This window comes from Paenibacillus sp. 01T431 (assembly GCF_056398625.1).
Window position 1 is genome coordinate 245030 of the sequence record NZ_JBFTPT010000001.1, and the last position, 25262, is coordinate 270291.

Below are 25262 nucleotides of genomic sequence, written 5' to 3' on the forward strand. Positions count from 1 at the left end.
TCTTTGGAAGCGATCGAACGGCTCTTTTTTTTATTATCCTTGAATACTTGGCTGTATTGGAGAAGCAGGCTGTTTCTTCTTAGTTGGAAGCGGACCAAACAGCAGCCAGTGCCATTTGAATGGTGCGCTAAGTGCCATGATAGCCCAAGGAATAACGAGTGCGAGCAGGAAGCCGCCGGCCACCCAAACATGGAACAGAATTGGAGAGCCGCTGGCATTCGTCTGGCGGTATAAATACAGAATTAAGGGATGGACCAAATATATGCCAAAGGATGTGGCACCGATATGTATAAGAGCTTTGACGACCATCTTGTTCCATGATGTATAAATCCAGAAGGAAACTTGAAGCAGCACAATAGCAGCCGTAACGCAACGCACCTCATCTATCAGTTCTAATAGACTTGTGTTTATAACAGATAGCCCAGTTAACCGTTTCTCGTAATAAAAGTAGACCATAGTCATATTTGACGATAAGAATAGTGCCCACAGCACAAGCGATGCTGCAATTTTTGCCGGAGTAGCGTTTTTTCTTGTGAGATTAACCCATTCAGCGAATTTCTCATAATAAATACCGATAAATGCACCTGCTGTAAAATAAAGCATATACGTAAACGCATAGCTGCCGGGGCTAACCACATGATATTCCCGGACAATGATAAAAATAAATAACCATTGCACCAGCAAACCGATCCAGACGATATGCCGGCTGGATTTTCGAAACCGATTAACGGCGTACAGCATTAGTGGTGATATTGCATAAAATTGAATAATAATAACGACAAAATAAAGATGGACATAGGTTTTTCCAAAAATAAGCATTTTGAGAAATTTAGTCGTTGTAAAGTAACCGATAAAGGTCTGCAGGTCACTAAATCCGTAAGCTGCCAGTCTCGTAAAGGCGAAATAGAGGAACGAAAATAATATAAAAGGAATCAATACTTTAGATATTCGTTTTTTGTAAAACTGCCCAATTGCTGTTGCTGTGAAGGGTTTATTGTAGTAGTTGTAAAACAGGACGAAGCCGCTTAGAAAGATGAAGACGGGCACTGCGAATTTGGTAAATGTGTTTAGAAAGACATAAAGAGGATATAGCGTAGCCTTGTGATCGTAGTTAGCTACGACCGCTGATGTTGCGTGAATCATGATGACCGCTAAAATACCGAATGCTCTAAAAATGTCTAGCGCAGGTAAATATGGTCTTTTTGCTAATTGTGCCATTAAAATCCCCTTATTTTTATAAGATACTAGCTTGTGTTAAGAGGCTATGAGGAAACCTCTATTCGTTATTATAAGGTTAGTCCCAGTTTCAGCCAATACTTTTATTTTTGCATCGGATTACAGAAGAAAGAGCCTCTTCCTAACGCTGAAAGAGGCTTTTTGTGCTTTGGTTTACAGCCATCAGGTTTAACAGATATAATCATTAAAAATATTAATTAGTAATTATATTAATCAAATAATGTTTATGTTATTATACTCTTGTGAAATGAAATAGATTTGTGTATTTACTGTCTTTTCTCGTATGAATTCATATGATAGTTAAGTTATTTTTGATTCTAAAATAAAGATGACGGGTGATCTTACATGAAACGTAATGACGGTAATGAATTTATTAATGATAGTTTAATCGCGCAATACAAGTTTGATCTTGCTGAACATATCGGCAAGGACAGCTCAGGGAATAGAAATGACGGGTCGGCATCAGGTGCTTCCATTCAAACCGTAGGAGGCAAGACTGCAGTCATGCTTTCAGGGGGACGCAACGGCACATCCTATGTGAAGCTGCCTGTGGATCTCCTGAAGGATGTTAGTGATTTGACCGGTATTACCATTTCAACTTGGGTATATGCGGGAAAAGGCTCAAGCGTATGGGAAAGAATTTTTGATTTCGGCAAGGGGCAGACAGGCCCTTATATGTTCTTAACACGCAATTTGCGTGCAGCTTGTTTTGCAGGGGAAGACTTGATCGCAGATCCTGGAAAGACTTTTGCGGCGGGAGAATGGATGCATATTTCTATGTCTGTAGCAGGCACGAAGTCCGGTACATCCAGCAGTGCAGGACCGATTGTATATGTGAATGGCGAGGTGGCTGCAGATGGAACGATCAGTCAGACATCAAGCGGTACCTATGCTAAATTGCGTGCATGGTTTGCTTCTTTCGCTGACCAAGAGAATTACTGCAACAACTATATTGGAATGTCCCAGTACGATGCAGATGTGGATTTTTGCGGTTCGCTTTCGGATTTCCGTGTATACAAAGCGGGACTAACACAAGATGAAGTAATTGAAGTGATGTGCGAATCGTTGACGGATGAAGAGATTGTTGAACTTGCCAAAGACAAGTACTTAACGTTCCCAACCTTCATTATTACAAAAGATATTGCGCTGCCTTCTTCTCTAATGGGCGGCAAAGTGAGCGTATCATGGGCATCGAGTGATATCGGCACGATTTCTAATGAGGGAATCGTCAACAAGGAAATGCAGTCGGCAAAGGGCGTAACGATGACAGCCATCGTAAGTAAAGGAGCAAGCTCCGCTGTAAAAAGCTTCACCGTATCTGTACTTCCTCAAGGTGTACCACCGTATACGTTGACTATTGATGGAAGCAAAGAGATATTGGATGTCAGTCCCGTTTTATACGGCTTATTTTATGAGGATATTAACAATGCAGCTGATGGCGGTATATACGCGGAGCTCGTACAGAACCGCTCCTTCGAGTCATTTGCGTTCGACAGCTACTCTCATGTGTGCGGCGAGCATGGTGCTTCAACAGGAAGAAACTACACGCCTCTGCATGCATGGTCGGGCGATACAAAGCAAATGACGGTGAAAAATACGGGCGGTTTAAATGACTTTTTCGGAATAACAGACAAAGATGTGAATGCTCATTATGTAACGGTAGCGAGCGGAGCGACGATATCCAATCGAGGTTTTGCGGATTCCAATCAAAACTGTGCAATGGCGATTAGACAAGCTGCCAAATACAACTTTACGATCTGGGCAAGAGCTGAAGCGGCAGGCACGATCACCTTGCAGCTGCTGGATAAAGAGGGTGTCTCTATCAGCGACACAGTGGTTGTTCAAATAGAAGGCGGAGGCATATGGAAAAAGTACGGTGTGGACAGCCCTCTTGTATTGACGGGCTTAACAACGGTGTTTGGTCAATTGGCTTTAACCTTTAACGGCGAAATTTCGATCGATATGGTCTCACTGATGCCGGAGGATGTTTGGGGCGCGGGCGAGGAACAGCGATCCTCGACGGCTCATGCAAACTTTAAAGGAAATCCAAACTATAGACTGCGAAAAGACTTAGTAAACGCACTAGTTGATTTGCATCCTACATTTCTTCGTTTTCCAGGCGGCTGTATTTCGGAGGGCTCTCACATTTGGGAAAACGTATACGATTGGAAGGAATCTATAGGGGATGTGGAGCTGCGCAAAGAAAACTTTAACGTATGGGGTTACATGATGACGATGGGCCTTGGCTATATGGAATATTTCCAGTTGGCTGAAGATCTGAATGCCACTCCGCTCCCAGTTATGGCCTGCGGCGTGCTTTGCCAGGCTCGTTCGGATTACGCGAATCCCGCTGGCGGCAAGCTTAGGGACTACTACGTAAAAAACTTTACAGACTTAATTGATTTTGCGATTAGTACAGATTTTGAGAATAACGAATGGGCTGCTTTGCGTAAAAAAATGGGCCACGAAGCGGCGTTTGATTTGCGTTATTTAGGTGTCGGCAATGAAAACTGGGGTACAGAATTTTTTGCGAACTTTGAATATTTTAAAGCAGCTATTGATGATTATATGGAGCAGCATTACGCTGGATATGAGCTGCATATTATTTCAACCGTGGGCGCGCAAGCGGATGATGATGCTTATCAGCAGGGCTGGAAGTTTTTAAGCGGCAGCTTGGCAGGCTCGGAGACGATAAGCTTTACGGACGGGCTGTCGCGCATTGAGGAAACCGTTACGTGGTATGAGAAGCAAAAGAATTACATGGATACGATTGCGGATGAGCACTACTATCGTTCGAATGAGTATTTGTTAGCTAATGCGGACCGATATAATTACTATTACAGAGCTTATAATGATGATGGCAGCCTGAATGAAGCCGAGACCTCCAAAGTATTTGTCGGCGAATATGCTTCAACGGATAAAAACACATTGGCTGGGGCAATTGCAGAAGCAGCGATTATGACCAGCTTTGAGAATAACTCGGATGTCGTTCGATTAGCAGCAACTGCACCGTTGTTTAATAAGGTTCTGACAGATGGTACATATCGATGGACCCCGGATTGTATTTGGTTTGATGATGAAACGGTATGGTATACACCGAACTATTACGTGCAGCAGCTATTCGGAAAATACATCGGCACTAAAGTAGCAGATACGTCGTTTACGACTTATCGGAACGGTGAGCGGTCTGCGCTCATCCCTCGCGGTGGCATTGAAGTGGCTGCTGGAAATGCAGATATTGTTGTGAAGCGTGTGAAAGTAACGTCCAATGTGGATGGCAGCGTGCTTTTTGAACAGGATTTTACGAAGGCATTAAATGCGGCTTGGCAAGTCATTCCGGGCTCGGCAGGTTATACGCTTGATTCGGCCAAAGGCTTGGTATTAAAAGCGCAGAGCAGCGGCTTGAATGGATTGTATATCCTTAATGAAGCATGGACCAATTACAAAGTTGAGGTAGCAGCAGAACGAATATCCGGTACAGACGGTTTTTATGTAGGCGCAGGCTTGACCGATATTTCACCCGACAATAAGGATGTCATAGAATATGTGATCGGCTATAATGGCAGCGCCACTGGCGTAAAGGTGTATAAGCAAGGAATCGAGGGTTATACGTTAGGGGATTACTCCTCGAGCACAGCCGCAGGCAACTTAAGAGCTAGCTGCTATGAAGAGCTCGCCGATCATACCGAATACACGATTACAGTGAACTATGGAGGAGCTGATGGCCAGCATTTGATCTGTTCCTATACGGATGGCGTAGTAACAAGCAAGGTTCTGGATTATAAACTGGAAGCCTATAACAGGGAAATCTATCATTCCGTTACCAAAGATGACAAGCATATGTATGTGAAGCTGGTTAATGCAGACGGTGTGGAGAAAGCAGTGAAGCTTGATTTTAAAGGGATAAATGCAGCTACTACGGGTAAATGGGTCATATTAACGGGTGATGCTTCACTTGTTCATGTTCCGAATGTGAACAAAAAGAACGATGAGAAAATAACCCCAATGGAAGCTGAAATAAAAATGGAGAATAACACTGCCATAATAAATTTGGCCGCCAATTCTGTAAATGTTATTATAGTGAGCCTAATGTAATCGGGAAAATTACTTTATCATTGAGCCTCAGAGACTAGTCTCTGAGGCTCTTTTATTGGCAACCAGACCTATTTGTAATTCTTATTCATTACTTGACTGAACAGTGATAAACTGTGGAATAGCCTTTAACGTTTTGGAAAAGTAGCATTGCACGGATAAGATGGAGGACTGGATAACATGTTGCTTGTAAATAATGTTAAGTTAAAGGAATTGCTGAACGGAAATAAAATGGATACACCTTCCTTTTTACATATAGCGATCGCGCTGACTGAATCCGTACATAAGGCTCATAAGCAAAACCTACTAATCGGTCATTTGAATCCAGCAGGGATACTCATTCAATCGGAAATAAATACTGTTGTGCTCACAGACGAAAGAATAACAGATTACGCCTACCTATCTCCTGAACAAACAGGCAGAATCAACCGTAAAGCTGACGAACGAAGCGATTTGTATGCAATCGGCATGATATTTTATCACATGCTCGCAGGTCGTCTGCCCTTTCAAGCTCAGAATAGGGAAGAATGGCTGCATGCCCATCTTGCGATTGTGCCAATGCCTTTGCGTGAGGTGCGTTTGGAGCTGGAGGATTCTCTCGAAAATATAATTATGAAGCTGTTGTCGAAGAGGCCAGAAGACCGCTATCAGAGTGCTTTTGGATTGCTGTTTGATTTGAAAAGCTGTGCTTCTTCTATGGAGAAAAAAGGAGAAATCATCCCTTTCGAAATCGCTCGTGTCGATGAGGCTAGTCGGTTTCAGCTGCCAAAAACTCTTTTTGGCCGTGAAATGGAGGGAAAGGCGCTCCGCGAGGCTTTGCAACAGGCGCAAGCCGGCGTGTCTTCGTTCGTATTCGTTAGCGGAAGTGCAGGCAGTGGAAAAACCGCGCTTATTCGAGAGTTTCAGGTGCTGGCTAGAAAAGAAGGCAGTCTGTTCATTGGAGGAAAATGTGATCTGATGAATCGTGACGTTCCTCTCTCGCCGCTCTTGCAGGCTCTGCGGAGCTTGATTCGGCAAATATACAGCCAGTCCCCTGAACGAATGGCAAAGCTGAAGTTACAGTTGGAAGAGGCATTAGGTCAAGGAGCAGCTGTTATCGTACAGCTGCTGCCAGAAGCAGCTAAGCTTTTTGGCGAACTTCCGTCTGTGGAGCCGCTGCCTCCTGCCGAAGCGGCTATTCGGTTTCATCGCTTGATTCCTCTTTTTATGAATATATTTGCTGAAAAGGAACATCCTCTCCTTATTTTTCTAGACGATCTACAATGGGCAGACCCAGCTACGTTGGATGTCCTTCGTTCGCTTGCCCATGCTCCCAATAGATTAAACTTACTAGTAATAGGAACGTTAAGAGTAGAAACGGCTTCTGGCTGCTCGGACAACGGAGCAAATCAAGGTGAAGCAGCCTTATGGATGGAGAACACACTGAACTTGCAGCATGCAAGCTCATCCATACCTGTACAGCATATCGCCCTCGAAGCGCTGACCTATTTGGATGTAAGGCAGGTCCTTTCGCATGTTCTTAACGAAAATTCGGCTCGTGTACGAACACTTGCAGAGGTGCTATATCATCGAACAGGCGGTAATCCACTATTCGTACATCGTCTTCTAGACAGCCTGTATCGTGAGAATAAGCTTTATTATGATGAGGAAGCTGCGATTTGGAATTGGGATGCTGCGGCAGTTACACAGATACCGGAACATCCTGACATTCTTCATTTAATCGGGACCCGTATTCGTATGCTTTCAGCGGATATGATTGAGCTGCTTGCCATAGGTGCAGCGATTGGTCATCGTTTTCATTCCTCTACGATCGCTTTAGTAAGCGGTCGCTCTCCGCTTCATACACTTCAGCTTTTACGTTTAGTAGAGGAAGAGGGTTTATTAAGTAGAGAAATTGAAATGGATGATGCAGCAGCGGATGAAGGTTATTATACATTTATGCATGACCGTGTGCAGCAGGCAGCTTATATGACTATTACCGAAGCGGAAAAATCGAGCTTGCATCTGACCATCGGCCGTGTGTTACGCGACCATTCATTAGAAGAGCGTGAACACTCCATTTATGATATGGTGTATCACTTGAATATGGGCAGCGATAAGCTGGTAAATGAAGCAGAAAAGATGGAGCTAGCTGAATATAACTATCAGGCAGGTTTGAAATCGAAGGCAGCAACAGCATTTGCGGCTGCTCTGAACTTTTTTGAAAAAGGCTTGCAGCTTGCGGGGGATGATTGGAGGAGTACGAGCTCACTAGCCTATCGTCTGATGCTGGAGCTGCCTGAATGTGAATTTATGTGCCGTCGCATAGACAAGGCAGAAGCTCTGCTCGAACAATTGATGTCCTGTACTACGGACTTGGTGGAGCGCTCTCAGATTTACCTGAAACGCATAGCCATGTATTCGTACTTGAAGAATGACGAGCTTGCTGTCCATATTGGAAAGCAGGCGCTGGCGGAATTTGGCTGGATTTTTTCTAGTGAGCCCTCTAAAGCTGTCATCGTAAAGGAATTGATCATGACGCAAGGTGTATTATTTAGTATGCGGCATGAGATTATGAATTTACCGATTAATCGTAATCCTGAGTATAAAGCCTTGTCGGACTTGGTCATGGCGATATCTTCTTCTGTATTTACATTAAGCCTTGAACTGTCTGCTGTACTTTTCTCGAGGTTCATTCGCTATGCTCTAAAGCATGGAAGCAACGAAGCGTTCGCTTTTATGCTTGCTGGCTATGGCATGATTATTTTTAAAATTTCTTTCTATCATACGGGACCTCAATATATAGATTTGGCATTTAAGCTATCAGCCTCCTTTGAAAGCTCGGATTTGCGAAGCAGACTGCACTATATTAAGGGGCTTGTTGGGCTGCAGCAGAATCCTGAAGCAAGCGTCAAGCATTTTGAGCAATCGATTTACTATGGGATGGAATCGATTAATCTGTCCTATGTAAGTATCGCTATGCTAACCTCTACGACCACTCATACGGGTGATTTGCATACACTTACTGCACGGATTTCGAATTATGAAGAAATTTCACAGCAGCTCTTGGATGAAGTCACAGTTAATATCTTTCGCATTGCGAGGTGGTATGTGGCACAAATGCAGGATGGAGCGGGTGGATACGATGAAGTCGTAGTGCCGGTGCTGAAGGATCGATTCGAGGAGAAGCTGAATAATGAGGTTTATTATACTTGTACCAGTCAGATAGAAATTGCTTATTTGTTCGGACGCTATCAAGATGCCTTGGAATGGGTAGAGAAGGGCAAATTCAACACATATCGTCAAACCCGGATGCAAGTGCGCAAACAGCATATTTACCATTCCCTGACGCTTGCTGCCATGTATGCGGAGGCAGCGGTGGATGAGCAAAAGGGCATTCGCGCAAAGCTTAACAAGCAATTGCGCAGCATGAGACAATGGACGGGATATTACGGGAATGAATCTTCAGCATATTTGCTCATAACAGCTGAGCTCCACCGTATTGATGGTGACCGAGTGAATGCAGCCAAAGGATTTGAGGGAGCGACCCGAGAAGCTCGAAGAGAAGGAAATGGGCTAATGGAGGCTATTTCTTGTGAGCGTGCTTCAATCTTCTATAGGGAAGCTGGGAGTATTACCGGAGCGGATGTTCTGATTGCAGATGCCTGCGCTGCTTATTCAAGATGGGGGGCAACTGCTAAAGCAAAAAGACTGATGGAGTCAAATTCCAAGCTGAAATTAGCTATGGCGGAACTACAAACAGAAAGCGTGGCTGCCACTGAGGAAATTGGACAAGTAAGCACTATCCGTGAAACCACACCAATGTTCGTTGATGAAAAGGCGTTTATACGGCAAATTACAGATTGGTCAAGAAAGGCAGATGACTGTAATGTAATGAGCCAATTCCTGGAGTCGGCACTTCGGTATTCCGGTGCGGAAAAGGGATATGTGCTGGAGAGCCATGAAGAGGTTTTCACCATTGCAGATCAGGCTGGCACTAGGAATGAGAGTGATGGAGAGGTTTCGTACGCGGAGGCTATTGTCCGTTATGTGGTTAAGACAGGTGATTCTGTTGTGCTTGCAAATGCTTCACGCAGTTCATACGCAGCTGATCCCTATATCACTCGCAGTAAGTCTCAGTCTGTTCTTTGTATGCCGGTTTCCTTTCCAGGAACATCATCGCAATCTGTCCTTTATTTTGAGAATAATCTGATCTCCGATGTATTTACGAAGGAGAGGCTGGAAGTGCTGGATCTTATGATTGCACGGATGGTTTATTTGAAATCGTCAGAGGAATTCCTAATTCAAAGCAGTGCGTCTGCGTCTAGTAGCGATTCGGAGTACAGTCCTCTAGATATCGCTGCCAATGCTGCACAGCCGCAGCCGTTAGTTGAACTGCTGACAAACCGTGAAGCAGAGATTTTGTATGCTTTAACCGATGGATTGTCGAATAAGGAAATCGCCTATCGTTTTGGATTAAAGGAAAGCACCGTGAAAAGTTATGTATTCCATCTATACGGAAAACTAGGCGTGAAACGGCGCAGTCAGGCCATTGCGCGTGCAAAAGAATTAGAGCTGGTTACTTAGTTGTATGGGATAGGCATTTATATGTGGGAGAATACAATAATTACTCATAAGATTGGAGAGGTGAGAATGAGAGGCGGATACAGTATCCTTAGGGAAATTCATAGAAAAGATTTTATGCCTAATGGGAAGGACTATGGCCTATTAAACTATGAATTCGATAATATGATCCGTTTTCTTGAGAAACAAGGGTACCTAGAAAGAGTATTGAGAGTGGGCGACGCCTATTCGCTAAAACCAGCAAAATTAACGTTAAAGGGACTCCAGCTTCTGAAGGATAAATCTGATTATGAAGAAACCTATCCCGCAAGGAATGGTTTGATTGAATGGGTTAGATCAGAGAAAGAACATTATTCTAATTACTAGGCTCCACCAATCACACAGAAGAGAATGTCCCAAAGATAACATGATTTGCTTAAGAAATCATGTGAATATTGAAAAAATGGCGTTACAGAGATTTATTTCTGTGACGCCTTTTTTTTATTTATTAGACATACCACGGACAATATTAGGCCCTAACCAGCTCTTTGGCATACTGCTTGCCTGCCGAAAGAAGAGTGCCGCTCAGTTCTGGATCGTGAACAGACCGTGCAAGAACAAGAGTGCCGACCATTGTACTGATCAGTGCGCTGCCCTTGGTTGTGTCAATTCCCGCTAGATTCGAGATGAAAGTAATCATCCGCTCCAGTTCGTGGGTAAATACCTGCCGGACCTCTTCGGAAGAACGGGAAATTTCGCCAGAAAGAGCAGGAAGAATGCAGCCCATCTCTGTTTTGTCGCGGTGATACGGACTTAAATAATAATCGATGACACTATTGATTTTGGGATTCTGCTTCTCCTGATCAGCAGCATTCTGCAAAATGGCTATGGTATCGCTGATAGCATACCGGCAGGCTTCGGCGACCAGCTGTTCTTTGTTGTCAAAGTGTGAATAAAACCCTCCATGCGTAAGTCCTGCCCCCTTCATAATGAACGGAACACTTACATCGAGTATACCCTTCGTGCGAAAAGCTTGGGCCGCACTTTCAACGATCTTATTCCGCACTTTCATCTTATGACCTTTGGGATACGGTATTGTAATCACTCCACAGCTTCATAATTCTATCTTCAAAATATTATAGTCGTCATAATATAGGGTGTCAATTGAGTGAATACAGCAACGGTTAGCTAGCGGAAGGGCTTAATACGGTTGTTGACGATTTTAAAATATGATGGTTATAATATATTACGGTCATCATATTTTAAATGGTTTCATCAGGAGGGATCAGAAAATGAGTAAGCTTGAATCCGTAGAAACGTTGGTCATTGGATCAGGTCCGGGAGGTTATGTGGCGGCGCTTCGTTCTTCACAGCTTGGAATGAAGACGGCGATTGTGGAACGCAGTCAGCTCGGCGGGGTCTGCACGCATGTTGGCTGTATTCCATCCAAAGCATTAATTGCAGAATCGCATCGCTATGATTTGCTTAGGCAGTTCAATCATGGGGATGCGGCAGCAGCATTTGAAATTGCGCAGCATTTCAAGCAGGGAATTGTGAAAAAGCAGGCAGGAGGAGTTAGCTATTTATTAAAGACTGCAGGTGTGAGCATTTTGGAGGGAGAGGCCAGTTTGGTTGATGAACATACAGCTATTATTCAGCAAAGCGGCCGGGAGCAAACCATTTCTTTTAGAAACGCCATATTGGCAACGGGATCTCGTCCAATTGAGCTGCAAGCATTTCCGGTTGGAGGACGTATTTTATCTTCCACAGAAGCGCTATCGCTCCCTGAAGTTCCGACCAGTTTGATCGTTATTGGCGGCGGTTATATCGGAATCGAACTAGGCCAAATGTATGCCAAATTTGGAACAAAGGTATCGATTCTAGAAGGAGGAGAACAAGTACTGCCGGGTTTCGAGGCAGACCTCGCGATCCCTGTGGTTCGGCAGTTGAAAGCCGATGGTATTCAAATGATTACTGGGGCGACAGCACAGAAAGTGGTTCAGCATGCTGATTCAATTACACTGCAGTATTTAAAAAATAAGGAGCAACATGAAATTACAGCAGAGTATGTGTTAGTCACTATCGGCAGAAAACCAAATACAGATGGTCATTTAGGGCTTGCGAACATAGGCTTGCCCGTGACGGGCAGGGGACTGATTGAGACAAACGAACAGTGCAGAACGGTTATTCCAAATATTTTTGCCATTGGAGATATTACGGCTGGTCCGGCACTCGCCCACAAGGCTTCTTACGAAGCGAAAATTGCGGCAGAAGCCATTGCTGGTCATGCCTCTGAGGTTAATTATAAAGCCATTCCGCTCGTCGTTTTTTCTCATCCAGAGCTGGCCAGCGTTGGTTTAAATGAAACGGAAGCAAAAGCTAAATCCATCCCGATTGTAATTGGCAAAGCTTCTTTTGCAATCAACGGAAGAGCTTTGGCATTGAGGGAGACTGAAGGGTTTGTGAAAATTTTGGCGGACCCATCCTCAGGAATCGTGATCGGTGCACAAATCGTTGGCGTGGAGGCTTCAACACTCGTATCAGAGCTTGGCCTTGCTATCGAGATGGGAGCAACCGTGGAGGATTTGGCTTTGACCATTCACCCCCATCCGACATTGGGAGAAGTAATTATGGAAGCTGCCGAAAACGCGGTCTTAAAAATGATGAAGATAAAAAAAGAGCAGCAGATTTAACTGCAAATAGAGAATGGGAGAGATTGAGGAATGAAAATAAAAGCAGGTTTTTATATTGGGATTGCGGTTGCGCTGATCGTTGGAGGTTCACTTCTTGTTGTTAAAGGAAAGGATGCTGTCAGTCAGGCTGAGATGAGGAAACAAGGTGTGCTTGAGGCGGAGCAAACGACCCTATTTTATCAGAAGAGTCCAGGTTCGATTGTAGAGGTAGGTGTGGCTGCGGGTGACTGGGTAAAACGCGGTGATGTGTTATTCAAGGTTAAATCAGCTGAAGAAGGAGAAGAAGATGTGTTTGCGCTAGATGACGGGTTGATCAGCAGAATTGCGGTTAAGCCGGGGGATCAAGTAAAGCAAGGCGCGCCGATGGCGGTTTTGCAGAAAAATAGCTATTATACAGATCTCTATATACAGGAAAGTGAAATCCAAAAGCTTCAGGTTGATCAAAACATTGGTATTCATTTTCCATACTTGGATGATCCCGCACAGGTGACTGGTGTTGTGACTTCGATTTCAGCGGCCCCTCAATTTGCGAACTTGCGCATGTCACGTGAGAAGGGGCAAGCAGATTTAAGTATGTTTCTTGTCCGAATAGCTGTGGATTCAAATGCTGATTTGCTTCCGGGGATGACGGCGGAGGTGAGACTTGATGAAATCGCTGATTGACGAGTGGAAGTACGTATCGGGCAGTAAGTATTTGCGTTTAATCTTTATTGGCCCACTAGTTGCGGCCCTATTTTTTGGTTTAATGTTCTCGCATAACCAAATTAGCGAATCGCCCGTTGTAGTCATTGATGAGGATCACAGCTCGTATTCGCGGCAGCTGATCTCGAAAATAAATGCTTCCCCCTACATGAACGTTACAAATGTGTACGCGAGCCGCCTGAGCCCGGAAATATTGCTTGCAAATGAGCAGGCTGTAGCGGTCATCATGCTACCTAAGCAGCTTCAGCAGCTTCAGCAGCAGGGCATATCAACGAATATCGGCATTTTAATGGATAACACGATGCCCTCAGGGTTAACCGGCATTCGGACAGCGATTCAGGAAGTCATCGTAACGGAAAATATGACCCTTTCTATGTCCCGTCTGGTTCAAAAAGGGATGGACGCCGAAACCGCTAGAGGCGTTGTTTCTCCGTTATCTCTTCAGCAGCGGATGCTGTTTAATCCAACCACAAGCTATGTCGGCTTTATGGTGCTTGGTTTTGTAAATATTGTGGTTCTCATGATTACAACAAGCGCAGCGGGCTCTATTGCGCCTCGTTTGCGTCAGGAAGGGAAGCTCTTTGCCAACGGAAAGTCGCCCTTGCAGCTTTGGATTCGCAGTGTACCTTACGCGGTCATGACCGCCCTTTCGCTGCTCTTATGTTATGGATTGCTGAAGCAGGTGGGGGGAATGCGGTTTGAAGCGGAGCCTTATCTTTTTATTATCCCATTGCTTGTTTATGCCTTTGCATTGTCACTTATGGGGCTGTTGATCGGCTATTCTGCCAAAGATTTGTCTAAAGTCAATTTGCGAACCAGCTTCGTATTGTATCCTTCATTTCTTGCAACTGGAATTCAACTGACTCCGCTTGCTTTTCCAGAGCCATTTCAAATTTTTGCATGGGTATTGCCGATGAACTGGCTTAACCGCCTCATACGCGGGATGGCGTTTCGGGATGGAGCGCTAACAGCCTACAGTCAGGAGCTCGGAGCACTGCTGATCATTATAGGCGGCGTGTCCTTATTCATTGGATTACTGGTACTGCGGGAAGCAGGGAAAACATATTCCAGCCGGGAACGAGTCGTGAGTGCGGACATTCTGCCGAGCAGCGGTTCGTTAAATAGTTAAGGTCCTTACCCGTTCGAATAACGCCCTTGACTAAGATAGATACCCTATTTCAGTCAAGGGAACACAGGGGAATAAGAGAGTTCAGATTCTCGACTGTTCGAAGGTTTGTTTATTCGCGTTTAATAAATAGTTTAAAGACACTATTTTTCAAATAATCAAGGGAGTAATAAACAGGTTTATCGTTATCGTCATAGTGGAGCTGCTTTAATAAAGCTAGAGATGTGCGTATTATTGGCTCTGCTAGCCTTGCTTTATGTTTAGTGGCATCGGGTAGATTGACTGGATTTTGGCATGATGGGCTTTATCCTTGGGACGTCGCCGCTGGCTTGATTATTATTCAAGAAGCGGGTGGGAAGATATCAAACCGTGATGGAAATGAGTTTAAATTCAAAGAACATAAAGATGACGCCAAGAAATATTTTCCTGAGCGTCATTTTTGTTTTTGTTATCGAAACAAAAATAGATTCGTTGAGCTGTGACGCGTTTTTAGCTTTCAAAAGATGGTCCGCTGTATGATAACAGAGGGTAGACATTGCAATTAGAGTTTGCTATTATTTACCCAACAATATTTTAGAACACGGTTTTATAATATAAAACCACTTCTAGGAGGGGAGCGAGCGAAGAAATATGCCCATCATTCAAGCATTGGATAGAGCACTGAAAATTATCGACTTATTCGATGAGCATCATATGGAGTACAAACTGTCTGAAATAAGCTCAGAAATGGATTTGCACAAAAGTACAGTTCATTCATTGTTGAAAACGCTTCAAATTCATGATTACATTACACAGGATGAGCAGACTGGGAAATACCGCCTCGGGATGAGGTTTGTAGAGAAGGGACAATTGCTTCTCAATCATTTTGATATTCGGGAAATCGCTAGACCGCATCTTAGGGCTTTGTCTGCCGCCACTGGTCAAACGACACATTTGGTCATTATGGATGATGGAAAAGAAGGGATATACATTGATAAAGTAGAGGGGCATAAGGCTGCAATTCGTTATTCACGTATCGGTCGCAGAATACCTTTGCATAGCAGCGCCGTGGGTAAGGTATTGGCGGCTTTCCGGTCTATCAAAGAACAGGTGCAGATTGCGGAAGGACATACGTTTGTTAAGCTTACGGATAAGACGATCGACAACCCCGAAGCTTTTTTGAAAGAGTTGGAGCAAGTCAGGAAGCAAGGCTATGCTATTGATAATGAGGAGAATGAGTCGGGGGTCCGGTGTGCCGCTGCTCCGATATACAATCATAACGGACAAGTGATAGCGGCGATGAGCATATCCACCATGGTAGCACACGTTGATGATCAAGAACTGGCACATTTAATTGACCTGATTCAGCAGGAAACGAGTGAAATTTCTCGCCAGCTAGGTTATCAGTTCTAAGATGAGCTTCCTGAGCAATAACTATTGAGTTAATGCTAGATCGACATGCGATGAAAGCAAGTCGATCTATATTATAATTTGAGAACGTCGTTTTATATTATAAAACAAGGAGAGGTTAAAATGAGAATTATTCGATATCGTGATGGCGTAGAGCAATGTTTGGCAGCAGTAACTGACGAGGATAAGGTATTCAAATTGGCGGATTCGGACTTTATATCATTCCTTGAACGAATCGAGAAGGCAGGAAAAACACCACTTGAAGACGTGAATGATCTGATCCGTTCAAATCAGCCGCTGGATAGGGAGTTTGCTAGTCTTGAATTACTTATGCCAGTAACTGCCCCTGAAGTATGGGCAGCCGGTGTAACCTATGCGCGCAGCAAGGAAGCTAGAAATTATGAGGCGACTGGCGGCAAGCTGAATGCATCCACCTACTATGACAAGGTGTATGATGCAGAAAGGCCAGAATTGTTCATGAAATCCACAGCAGCTCGGACGGTTGGCCATTTTGATAATGTTTGCTTGAGAAGCGACTCGAATTGGCAGGTTCCGGAACCGGAGCTTGGTTTGGTTTTAAATAAGCGAGGCCATATTGTAGGATACATTATTGGCAACGATATGAGCTGCCGCGATATTGAAGGAGAGAATCCGTTATATCTTCCGCAAGCCAAGGTTTGGAAACAATCATGCTCAATTGGACCGATCATAAGATTAGCCGAAACGATTCAAGATCCCTACCAGTTGCAGATCACTTTGCGGATTTATAGAGATGGAGAAAAAGTAGTCGATGAATCAGCAAGCACGGGACAGCTTAAACGCAAGCTGGAGGAACTCGTTTCCTTTCTGCTCAGGGATAATATTGTGTACGATGGTACGATCCTCCTCACGGGTACATGTATCGTTCCTCCGAATCAGTTCACACTTGCACCTGAAGATGTCATTGAAATCGAAATCACCAGCCTTGGAACACTAGTGAATACTGCTGTTTTGGCCTAAATAGCAATTTAAAAAAGAGAGGAAGATTAAAATGGTAAAAATAAATTACGCCATATATAACAACTACATTAATGGCGAATGGAGAAGCTCCGAGAGCGGCAGAACGCAGAAAAGTATAAGTCCAGCAAATAAAAACGAAGTCGTAGGTATGATCCCAGATTCGACTAAACGGGATCTAGAGGATGCTGTTGCAGCTGCAAAGGCGGCCAAGCTTGCTTGGCGTAAGCTAACGGGATCACAGCGGGGTAATTTGCTGTTCAAAGCAGCCGATATTATGGAAAGTAGAATGAATGAAATCGGTGAAGCGATGACAAGGGAAATGGGTAAGACATTACCCGAGGCGAAGGGCGAGACGGCACGTGGAGTGGCCATTCTGCGTTATTATGCAGGAGAAGGCATGCGTAAAATTGGTGATGTTATACCTTCTTCCGATCCAGATGCTTTCTTGTATACAACAAGGTCACCGCTCGGAACGGTAGGGGTGATCTCCCCTTGGAATTTCCCAGTTGCTATTCCTATTTGGAAAATCGCACCTGCATTAATATATGGGAACTCGGTCGTATGGAAGCCAGCAACGGAAACAGCGGTTACAGCAGCGAAAGTTATGCAATGCTTCCATGATGCAGGCTTACCAGCCGGTGTTCTGAATATGATCGTAGGCAGTGGCAGCGTCATTGGTCAAGGTATTGCGGAACATGCTGATATTAACGGAATCACCTTCACGGGCTCCAATGCGGTAGGGCAAGCGGTAGGGCAAGCAGCGTTGGCACGCGGGGCTAAGTATCAGCTGGAGATGGGCGGAAAAAATCCGATCCTAATTGCGGCAGATGCAGACATAGATTTTGCGGTTGAAGCGACAATTAGCGGGGGTCTTCGTTCTACTGGCCAGAAGTGCACTGCGACAAGCCGAGTTATCGTAGTAAAGGATGTTTATGAGGAGTTCAAGTCGAAGCTGCTCCAGAAGGTGACTGAATTGAAGGTTGGAGATGGAATGGATGGACAGACATGGTTAGGCCCATGTGCGAATGAAAAACAAATGGAAACCGTTCTATCTTACATTAGTAAGGGTGTAGAAGAAGGGGCAGTATTGCTGTATGGCGGCACAAGACCAACTGAGGGCGCATTATCAGATGGCTTCTATGTCACGCCAGCGATTTTTGATAAAGTGACTTCAAAAATGTCGATTGCTCAAGAAGAAATATTCGGGCCTGTGCTTACACTAATCGAAGTGAATGATATTCAAGAAGCGATAGAGATTGCGAACGATACGGATTATGGTCTTAGCGCATCAATTTATACCCGTAATATCGGAAACGCTTTGCAGTTCGTTCAAGATATGGAAGCGGGTCTCATCCGTATTAATGCAGAGACAGCCGGTGTTGAGCTTCAAGCACCGTTCGGGGGTATGAAACAGTCCAGTTCGCATTCAAGGGAGCAAGGCCAAGCCGCTATTGAATTCTATACTTCAATCAAAACCGTATTCATTAAGCCATAACGACAACACAAGGGATGGATGGTGTGAAATGAATGAAGGCTTCGAAACGATAATGGGCAAGGATATTGATTCTTATTTTGACATCTATACGCATGCTCCAGGACCAAGCGGCTCCTTGCCGCTTACCCCGGATATGCTTCGTAATTCACCAAGCGGTGATTTATTCGGATTAACACAGAACGTTGGCATGGGATGGGATCCGAAGAAGCTTTTGGGAAAGCAAATACTCATTCTTGGAACCCAAGGCGGCATTCGAGATGAGGACGGCCGCCCGATCGCTCTTGGCTATCATACGGGACATTGGGAAGTTGGAATCATGATGAAAGCCGCAGCGGAGGAAATCACAGGTCTTGGTGGCGTGCCCTTCGCGGGTTTCGTGAGCGATCCTTGTGATGGCCGTTCACAAGGGACGACGGGGATGTTCGATTCACTGCCGTTTCGCAATGATGCGGCCATGGTATTAAGACGTCTTATCCGTTCCTTGCCGCAACGCTCGGCCGTATTGGGGGTAGGCACTTGTGACAAAGGATTACCATCCATGATGTTGGCTCTGGCAGGGATGGGTAAACTTCCTGGCGTAATTGTTCCAGGCGGCGTTACGCTTCCACCGACCCAAGGCGAGGATGCAGGCAAGATTCAAACGATTGGCGCGAGATATACGAATGGTGAACTCTCGCTTGAGGAAGCGGCTGATCTCGGTTGCCGCGCGTGCGCGACACCTGGTGGAGGCTGTCAGTTCTTAGGAACAGCGGGAACGGCACAGGTGATAGCGGAGGCTCTTGGTATGACCGTTCCTCATGCTGCACTGGCACCGTCAGGACAGCCGGTGTGGGAGGAAATGGCAAGGCAATCTGCGAGAGCTGCTCTCAAAATGGCGGAGAGCGGACTGACGACAGGCCAAATTGTAACGGATCATGCCATTCGAAATGCGATGGCCGTTCATGCAGCCTTCGGCGGATCAACGAATTTGCTGCTCCATATTCCTGCAATCGCACATGCGGCGGGGCTCTCCCTGCCAACTGTCGCTGATTGGGCAGAAGTCAACCGCAGCGTCCCACGATTAGTCAGCGTTCTTCCTAATGGACCAGAACATCACCCGACAGTGAGAGCTTTCCTTGCTGGCGGTGTACCTGAGGTTATGCTGCATATGCGCAAACTTGGCGTTTTGGATGAGAAGTCGCTTACGGTAACAGGCAATACGATTGGGGAGACGCTGGATTGGTGGGAATCGTCAGAACGCCGCCACCGCATGCGCCGGCATTTGCTGGAGAACGAGGGGATTGATCCAGACCGCGTCATCTTCAACCCGGAACGCGCCAAACAAGCAGGGCTGACCTCGACTGTGACTTTCCCGACAGGAAACATTTGTCCCGAGGGCTCTGTTATTAAATCGACTGCAATTGATCCTTCAATGGTTGACAGTGATGGGGTCTATCGCCACGTCGGCAGGGCGAAAGTGTTCACGACGGAACGTGCGGCAATCCATGCGATAAAAAACAAAGGCATCGTTGCCGGGGATATTATGGTACTCATTGGGCGCGGCCCATCGGGTACGGGGATGGAAGAGACTTATCAGCTGACTTCAGCGCTTAAGCATCTGCCCTTCGGCAAAGAAGTATCACTGCTTACAGACGCACGCTTCTCGGGCGTCTCAACTGGCGCTTGTATAGGTCATATTGGACCCGAGGCCCTTGCTGGCGGACCCGTTGGCCAGCTTCGCAATGGCGATTGGATTGACATCCGTATCGACCTCCGTCAATTAGAGGGACATGTCGAAATGGTAGGCAGCGGTGAGGTGCCGGAGGATTCGGAAGTGGGAACGAATGTATTGGCTTCTAGAAAACCTCATCCCGATCTCGCGAAAGACCCTGATCTTCCTGACGACACTCGGTTATGGGCTGCACTGCAAGCAGCGAGCGGCGGCACATGGCGGGGATGCGTCTATGACGTAGACAGAATCGTCAAACTGCTGGAAGCGGGTATGAACACGGCAGAAGGCCAGGAAATAATGAACAGTTAAACAAGATTTAAAGGAGAGTTGGGGAACATGATTAACAATCCCATACTGCGAGGATTTCATCCTGATCCATCTATCTTGCGTGTAGGAGAAGACTATTATATTGCAACTTCGACATTTGAATGGTTCCCGGGAGTACGTGTTCACCATTCCAAGGATTTGGTGAATTGGCGTCCGCTCACTTCGATATTGACACGTTCTTCACAATTGAATATGGAAGGCAACATCAATTCCGGTGGCGCGTGGGCACCATGCTTAAGCTATCATGAAGGCGTTTTCTATCTTATTTATACAGATGTAAAAAGTCGCACGGGAGCCTTCAAGGATACTCATAATTATATGGTGACGGCGGACGATATAATGGGGCCTTGGTCTGAGCCCATTTATTTGAACAGCAGCGGTTTCGATCCTTCCTTATTTCATGATGAGGATGGTCGCCAATGGTTGGTGAATATGATCTGGGATCATAGGAGAGGGACAAACTCTTTCGCTGGCACTATTCTTCAGGAATACTCCAAGGAAAAGAAGAAACTTATTGGTCCTAAGAAAAATATTTTTCTAGGCACACAGCTGAGATTAACCGAAGGGCCTCATTTATATAAACGAAATGGATACTATTACTTGCTGACAGCTGAAGGTGGAACGCAATATGAACACGCTGTCACGATGGCGCGTTCTCGGCATATCGATGGTCCTTATGAAGTTGATCCCGCGAATCCAATCTTGACATCTGCGGGAAAGCCGGAATTGAAATTACAAAAGGCGGGGCATGCTTCACTAGTGGAAACGCAGAACGGCGAGTGGTATATGGTTCACCTCGTGGGTCGTCCTGTGATTGATAAGCGATGTATGCTCGGCAGAGAAACGGCCATTCAGCGCTGTCATTGGACGGATGATGATTGGATCGCTGTTGACGGAGGAGCCAATTCGCCGCAATATGTGGTGCAAGCACCTCAATTGCCAACACATCCATTCCCTGCTGAACCGAGCCTCGACCACTTTGATAGAGCACAGCTTGGGCTGCAATGGAATACCCTTCGCATCCCTGCAAGTCCCGATTGGCTATCCTTAACGGAAAGGCCAGGATTTTTGCGGCTTCGCGGCCAGGAGTCCATGAGTTCAACGCATCGCCAAAGTCTTGTCGCGCGTAGACAGCAATCGATGTATTGTGAAGCGGAAACATCCATTGAATACCGTCCAGAGCATTATCAGCAAATGGCGGGATTGATTCTGTTCTACGATACCCGTGATTATGTCTATTTACGCCTGACTCATCACGAGAAATTAGGTACATGTATTGGGATTGTACAATCAGAAAATGGAATCTATAACGAAATACTGGATCAAGATATTCCAATTGCGGATGGAACATACCGATTGAAGGTGAGTATTCAGCGTGAAATGGCCAGGTTCATGTATGCGGGCCAGACAGGGGAATGGATTGTGATTGGCCCACAGCTTGATGTTAGCCATTTATCTGATGAATATGCTGATTATATTCGTTTTACAGGCAATTTTATCGGTGTTTGCGTCCAAGACTTAAGCGGGGAACGCAAGCACGCTGATTTCGATTATTTTCGATATGATGAGTATGATGATGTGCAGACGGATCATTAAATAAAGATTACAGCAGATATTACGTCTTATACGACCCATAGCTTTGTTGTGGGTTTTGTGTAAATAGAGCTGCAGGTGGACTCGGGTGGTAATACCAACAAATCCAGCTGGGAAAAATAGATTTTTTTGTTGAATACTATATATCTGAGGACCTTCCCATTTCTTTCGGTGTTAGTGGTGTGCTTAACACTTGAAGATTTGGGGAGGTACTCCTTTTTCTGGGCTTAAAAATGATCAATCCTGTATGGCTTCGGGGTTATGAAATGAAATCACTAACAAAACAATTGGCTTGAAAGAGGGACAGAATGATGAACAATGCTGTCAGATTCTTGATTAGTTCCTTACCTGGAAAAACCATCATTCGAACGATCATGTTCTCATATTTAATTGTAAACATTCTACTTTTATTGTTGCTGGGACTATTATCCGTTCAGGACTCAACTAAAAGTCTTACCAAAGAAGTCACTCAATCCAGCTACAAAATAATGGAGCAGGCAGCACGCGGGCTTAGCTTCAATCTTGAAGAAGCGACTCGCCCGCTCGTTCTTCTAACAGGCCATTATTCGGTTGGAAGCTTGATGAATCCAGGCAGGGAAATGGATATCGCAGGACGCATCCAGCATGAGAGGAATATCGCGGACCTAGCATTTGGCGTATCTTCCTTGCAATCAATGGTAAGTGATGTTTTGATCTTGGGCAAAAATGGCTATGTAAACAACCTAGATGGCAGAAAATCACTTCGGTGGGATTATCCTTTCACCGAACAAACTTGGTTTAGGCAGGCGATCTCGGATACTCCAAACAAAGGATTCATTACGCTTGGACTCCATACGCAGGACTATTACTTAGAAAATAATATTTCAAAATATAACATGCCGACGTTATCGATCGCTCTTCCGGTTAAAGATTATACCCTTAGAACGATCGGGGCTGTCATTGCTAATCTGGATTTAGCCAAAATCAACGGGATGTTTGAATTTAGCTCCTATCAAAACAATGAAAGCATCTTTATGATCGATAATCAGCAGACTATCATCGCCCATAAGGATAGTACGGCAATCGGGACAAAACTTGACTTCTCAGGTATCGAGCTTATTTATGCCAGCGACTCAGGAAGTTTCGTTACCGAGCTTGGCGGAAATGAGACACTTGTTATATTCCACCCTACTGCCGTTCAGGGTTGGAGAATGATCTCGACGATTCCGATGTCTGTCATCAGAGGACAATCAGACTCACTGAAGTCAAACTTGATCGGTTTTATTTATCTTTGTTTGCTGCTCAACCTCCTCATATCCATCTTGAACACCGCTCGGATATCCCGCCCATTTGGGCAACTGCTCTCAACATTGGACAAGATTGGCGAAGACAGTATTTATATCATTAAGAATAAATACAGGTATCGCGAATTGGATTTGATAGGCGACAAATTTAGGGAACTGGTCATCCGGATCGAAACGTTGGTCAAACAAAATTATCAATCAGATATTGCACTAAAAGAGGTAGAGCTTAAAACGCTGCAGTCCCAGATCAATCCACACTTTCTATTCAATACGCTGCAACTGCTGCAAACCGAAATTGTATGTGGAAGCACGGAGGATTCCAACCATTTGGTGTTGTCATTGAGCAGTCTGCTAAGGTATTCCATGAAGCAATCGGAAGAGATGGTGGAGCTGGAACAAGAAATTCAGAACGTCAGGGATTATCTCTATATTGTGAACAAAAAATATGACGATCGAATTGACATCGAGTTTCTTATTCCGGACGAGTCGATTCTAAAAAACAGAACGATCAAGTTGATCCTGCAGCCTCTCGTAGAAAACGTGGTTTTTCATGGATTTGGCGAAAATCCGCAGTCAGCAAAAATGACGATTAGGGTTATGACAGTCAAAAAAGGAATTATGATCGTTATCCAAGATAATGGAAAAGGGATATCAAGGAGCAGAAGCCGTCAATTGGCAAGGCAATTGAAGCAACAAGACTTTAAGCCGGATGGGATAGGCCTATTCAACGTCAATCAGCGTATCCGATTGAAATTCGGACCTGATTACGGACTGAAGATTAGAAGCAGGCAAGGGGTATTTACAACGGTTTATATCGTGTTGCCCAGAACGTGATATCTTCGGGGAGGTAGCGAGCATGAAATTGCTTATTGTGGACGATCAATTATCTTTGCATAGATATTTAGATAAAGTGATGGATTGGAAGGAGCTAGGGTTTGTGAAGGTGCAACATGCATATGACGGAGAAGAAGCGGCCAACATGGTAGAAACCTTCCGTCCCGATCTGATGATCATGGATATTCATATGCCGTTGCTCGACGGAATCGAGTCGCTGAAGCGGATTCAACATTTGGACAAAATACCGCGAACAATTATTTTAAGTGCGTATGATCAATTCGAATATGCACGGGATGCGCTTCGACTTCATGTTTCCCAGTACCTGTTAAAGCCGGTCGATGCCGAATTGCTTCGGGATGCTTTGCGTGAGCTGATTCAACAGTCCGTATCGGATGCTCAGAAATCGATTCGCAGTGAACTCGATCGGACGATATACGCTGGACAGATCGAAGCAAATTCGTTGATAAACTTCCGAGACTGCCTAGAATTTCTCGCCATCGAACGTTTTGCAATTTTGACATTCGAGAACAGTCTGCCATCGGACGATGATTATTCTTGCTTGCTGCAAGAACAAGCGGTCATCAAAATCCACTGTGTTATGTGTTGTAAAAACCGCAAGGAGCAAGTAGTGCTAGTCGGCGGGGGGGACGATCTGTCTAGCGGTCAATTGAGGGAATTAAGTGAATCTGTGATGGAAAAAGTGGCAGAGTCATCACCGTCTCACACATTGTCTGTCGGAATCAGCTCAATTACCCAAGATGCCGCATTTCTGCCACAGCTAATTTCCGAGAGCATGCTAGCGGTAAGAGCGCCTGCTTCGGAAACCGGATCCAAGCTTCAGGATGCTGTGCGGCGGATTAAACCGTATGTAGAAACCCGATATCAAGAGGATTTATCTTTGCAATCAGTGGCAGATCGCTTCGATATAGACAAGTATCAATTAAGTCGTGCGTTCAAACAGGAATTCGGTGTGAATTATTGGGCTTATGTGATCCAGGTGCGGATGATTAAAGCCGCAGAACTACTCGTTGGAACGAATTGGAGGAACAACCACATCGCGGAGCATATCGGTTTTTTGGACGAGAGTCACTTTAGCCGCGCTTTCAAAAAGTATTTCGGCGTAACGCCTAAAGAGTACCGCGCATCGTCTATTCGACCCAATTAATCGGATTTGCTGCTAGTGCAACATTTGACAACAAATGATGCAACAATATGAATTCAGATTCAAGCGAGTTCA

16 protein-coding genes are annotated in these 25262 nt (G+C 45.1%); 14 read left to right on the plus strand and 2 right to left on the minus strand.

The window, feature by feature from the left end; all coding sequences use genetic code 11:
* Nucleotides 1-33: 33 nt before the first annotated feature.
* A complete protein-coding gene (locus tag AC1DM9_RS01130; RefSeq protein ID WP_477578076.1) occupies nt 34-1218 on the minus strand; it encodes an acyltransferase in 1185 nt (394 codons plus the stop codon).
* 363 nt (nt 1219-1581) lie between these two features.
* On the opposite strand from AC1DM9_RS01130, the gene AC1DM9_RS01135 reads away from it, so the two are divergent.
* The 3 genes from AC1DM9_RS01135 (at nt 1582) to AC1DM9_RS01145 (ending at nt 10257) form a co-directional block, all read left to right on the plus strand.
* Nucleotides 1582-5331 (plus strand): alpha-L-arabinofuranosidase C-terminal domain-containing protein, encoded by a 3750-nt coding sequence (locus AC1DM9_RS01135; protein ID WP_477578078.1) that lies wholly within the window; start codon nt 1582-1584, stop codon nt 5329-5331.
* A 177-nt stretch (nt 5332-5508) separates the two neighbouring features.
* Nucleotides 5509-9894 (plus strand): helix-turn-helix transcriptional regulator, encoded by a 4386-nt coding sequence (locus AC1DM9_RS01140; protein ID WP_477578080.1) that lies wholly within the window; start codon nt 5509-5511, stop codon nt 9892-9894.
* Between the two features lie 21 nt (nt 9895-9915).
* Complete coding sequence (locus AC1DM9_RS01145; protein ID WP_477551401.1) at nt 9916-10257, plus strand: hypothetical protein; 342 nt, start codon at nt 9916-9918, stop codon at nt 10255-10257.
* Between the two features lie 142 nt (nt 10258-10399).
* Here AC1DM9_RS01145 and AC1DM9_RS01150 read toward each other — a convergent pair whose 3' ends face one another.
* Entirely contained in the window at nt 10400-10966 is a 567-nt protein-coding gene (locus AC1DM9_RS01150; RefSeq protein WP_441880816.1) for a TetR/AcrR family transcriptional regulator, read from the minus strand.
* 196 nt (nt 10967-11162) lie between these two features.
* Here AC1DM9_RS01150 and lpdA point away from each other — a divergent pair, with 196 nt between their 5' ends.
* The 11 genes from lpdA to AC1DM9_RS01205 all read left to right on the plus strand — a co-directional run bounded on the left by lpdA (nt 11163) and on the right by AC1DM9_RS01205 (nt 25190).
* Nucleotides 11163-12563 (plus strand): dihydrolipoyl dehydrogenase, encoded by a 1401-nt coding sequence (lpdA, locus tag AC1DM9_RS01155; protein WP_477578082.1) that lies wholly within the window; start codon nt 11163-11165, stop codon nt 12561-12563.
* A gap of 30 nt (nt 12564-12593) precedes the next feature.
* On the plus strand, nt 12594-13226 hold the full coding sequence (locus tag AC1DM9_RS01160; RefSeq protein ID WP_441880644.1) for a biotin/lipoyl-containing protein: 633 nt from the start codon (nt 12594-12596) through the stop codon (nt 13224-13226).
* Complete coding sequence (locus tag AC1DM9_RS01165) at nt 13210-14394, plus strand: ABC transporter permease (protein WP_477578084.1); 1185 nt, start codon at nt 13210-13212, stop codon at nt 14392-14394. The genes AC1DM9_RS01160 and AC1DM9_RS01165 overlap by 17 nt, the downstream gene beginning before the upstream one ends.
* A 221-nt stretch (nt 14395-14615) precedes the next feature.
* Nucleotides 14616-14873 (plus strand): inositol monophosphatase family protein, encoded by a 258-nt coding sequence (locus AC1DM9_RS01170; RefSeq protein ID WP_477578086.1) that lies wholly within the window; start codon nt 14616-14618, stop codon nt 14871-14873.
* 148 nt (nt 14874-15021) lie between these two features.
* Nucleotides 15022-15783, plus strand: a complete 762-nt coding sequence (locus AC1DM9_RS01175; RefSeq protein ID WP_477578088.1) for an IclR family transcriptional regulator — start codon at nt 15022-15024, stop codon at nt 15781-15783.
* Between the two features lie 120 nt (nt 15784-15903).
* On the plus strand, nt 15904-16779 hold the full coding sequence (locus AC1DM9_RS01180) for a fumarylacetoacetate hydrolase family protein (RefSeq protein ID WP_477578090.1): 876 nt from the start codon (nt 15904-15906) through the stop codon (nt 16777-16779).
* A 31-nt stretch (nt 16780-16810) separates the two neighbouring features.
* Entirely contained in the window at nt 16811-18274 is a 1464-nt protein-coding gene (gene gucD / locus AC1DM9_RS01185) for an alpha-ketoglutaric semialdehyde dehydrogenase GucD (RefSeq protein WP_477578092.1), read from the plus strand.
* A gap of 28 nt (nt 18275-18302) precedes the next feature.
* Nucleotides 18303-20294: a YjhG/YagF family D-xylonate dehydratase gene (locus tag AC1DM9_RS01190; protein ID WP_477578094.1), complete on the plus strand. Its 1992-nt coding sequence runs from the start codon at nt 18303-18305 to the stop codon at nt 20292-20294.
* Between the two features lie 27 nt (nt 20295-20321).
* Nucleotides 20322-21908 (plus strand): glycoside hydrolase family 43 protein, encoded by a 1587-nt coding sequence (locus tag AC1DM9_RS01195; protein WP_477510367.1) that lies wholly within the window; start codon nt 20322-20324, stop codon nt 21906-21908.
* Nucleotides 21909-22213: 305 nt separating this feature from the next.
* Nucleotides 22214-24022: a sensor histidine kinase gene (locus AC1DM9_RS01200; RefSeq protein ID WP_477510368.1), complete on the plus strand. Its 1809-nt coding sequence runs from the start codon at nt 22214-22216 to the stop codon at nt 24020-24022.
* 22 nt (nt 24023-24044) lie between these two features.
* Nucleotides 24045-25190: a response regulator transcription factor gene (locus tag AC1DM9_RS01205; protein ID WP_477510369.1), complete on the plus strand. Its 1146-nt coding sequence runs from the start codon at nt 24045-24047 to the stop codon at nt 25188-25190.
* Nucleotides 25191-25262: the final 72 nt, after the last annotated feature.

Excerpts from the sequence above, each read along its gene's own strand:
- AC1DM9_RS01130 (WP_477578076.1), bottom strand. The coding sequence starts at position 1,218 with ATGGCACAATTAGCAAAAAGACCATATTTACCTGCGCTAGACATTTTT.
- AC1DM9_RS01135 (WP_477578078.1), top strand. The coding sequence starts at position 1,582 with ATGAAACGTAATGACGGTAATGAATTTATTAATGATAGTTTAATCGCG.
- AC1DM9_RS01140 (WP_477578080.1), top strand. The coding sequence starts at position 5,509 with ATGTTGCTTGTAAATAATGTTAAGTTAAAGGAATTGCTGAACGGAAAT.
- AC1DM9_RS01145 (WP_477551401.1), top strand. The coding sequence starts at position 9,916 with ATGTGGGAGAATACAATAATTACTCATAAGATTGGAGAGGTGAGAATG.
- lpdA (WP_477578082.1), top strand. The coding sequence starts at position 11,163 with ATGAGTAAGCTTGAATCCGTAGAAACGTTGGTCATTGGATCAGGTCCG.
- AC1DM9_RS01160 (WP_441880644.1), top strand. The coding sequence starts at position 12,594 with ATGAAAATAAAAGCAGGTTTTTATATTGGGATTGCGGTTGCGCTGATC.
- AC1DM9_RS01165 (WP_477578084.1), top strand. The coding sequence starts at position 13,210 with ATGAAATCGCTGATTGACGAGTGGAAGTACGTATCGGGCAGTAAGTAT.
- AC1DM9_RS01175 (WP_477578088.1), top strand. The coding sequence starts at position 15,022 with ATGCCCATCATTCAAGCATTGGATAGAGCACTGAAAATTATCGACTTA.
- AC1DM9_RS01180 (WP_477578090.1), top strand. The coding sequence starts at position 15,904 with ATGAGAATTATTCGATATCGTGATGGCGTAGAGCAATGTTTGGCAGCA.
- gucD (WP_477578092.1), top strand. The coding sequence starts at position 16,811 with ATGGTAAAAATAAATTACGCCATATATAACAACTACATTAATGGCGAA.
- AC1DM9_RS01190 (WP_477578094.1), top strand. The coding sequence starts at position 18,303 with ATGAATGAAGGCTTCGAAACGATAATGGGCAAGGATATTGATTCTTAT.
- AC1DM9_RS01195 (WP_477510367.1), top strand. The coding sequence starts at position 20,322 with ATGATTAACAATCCCATACTGCGAGGATTTCATCCTGATCCATCTATC.
- AC1DM9_RS01200 (WP_477510368.1), top strand. The coding sequence starts at position 22,214 with ATGATGAACAATGCTGTCAGATTCTTGATTAGTTCCTTACCTGGAAAA.
- AC1DM9_RS01205 (WP_477510369.1), top strand. The coding sequence starts at position 24,045 with ATGAAATTGCTTATTGTGGACGATCAATTATCTTTGCATAGATATTTA.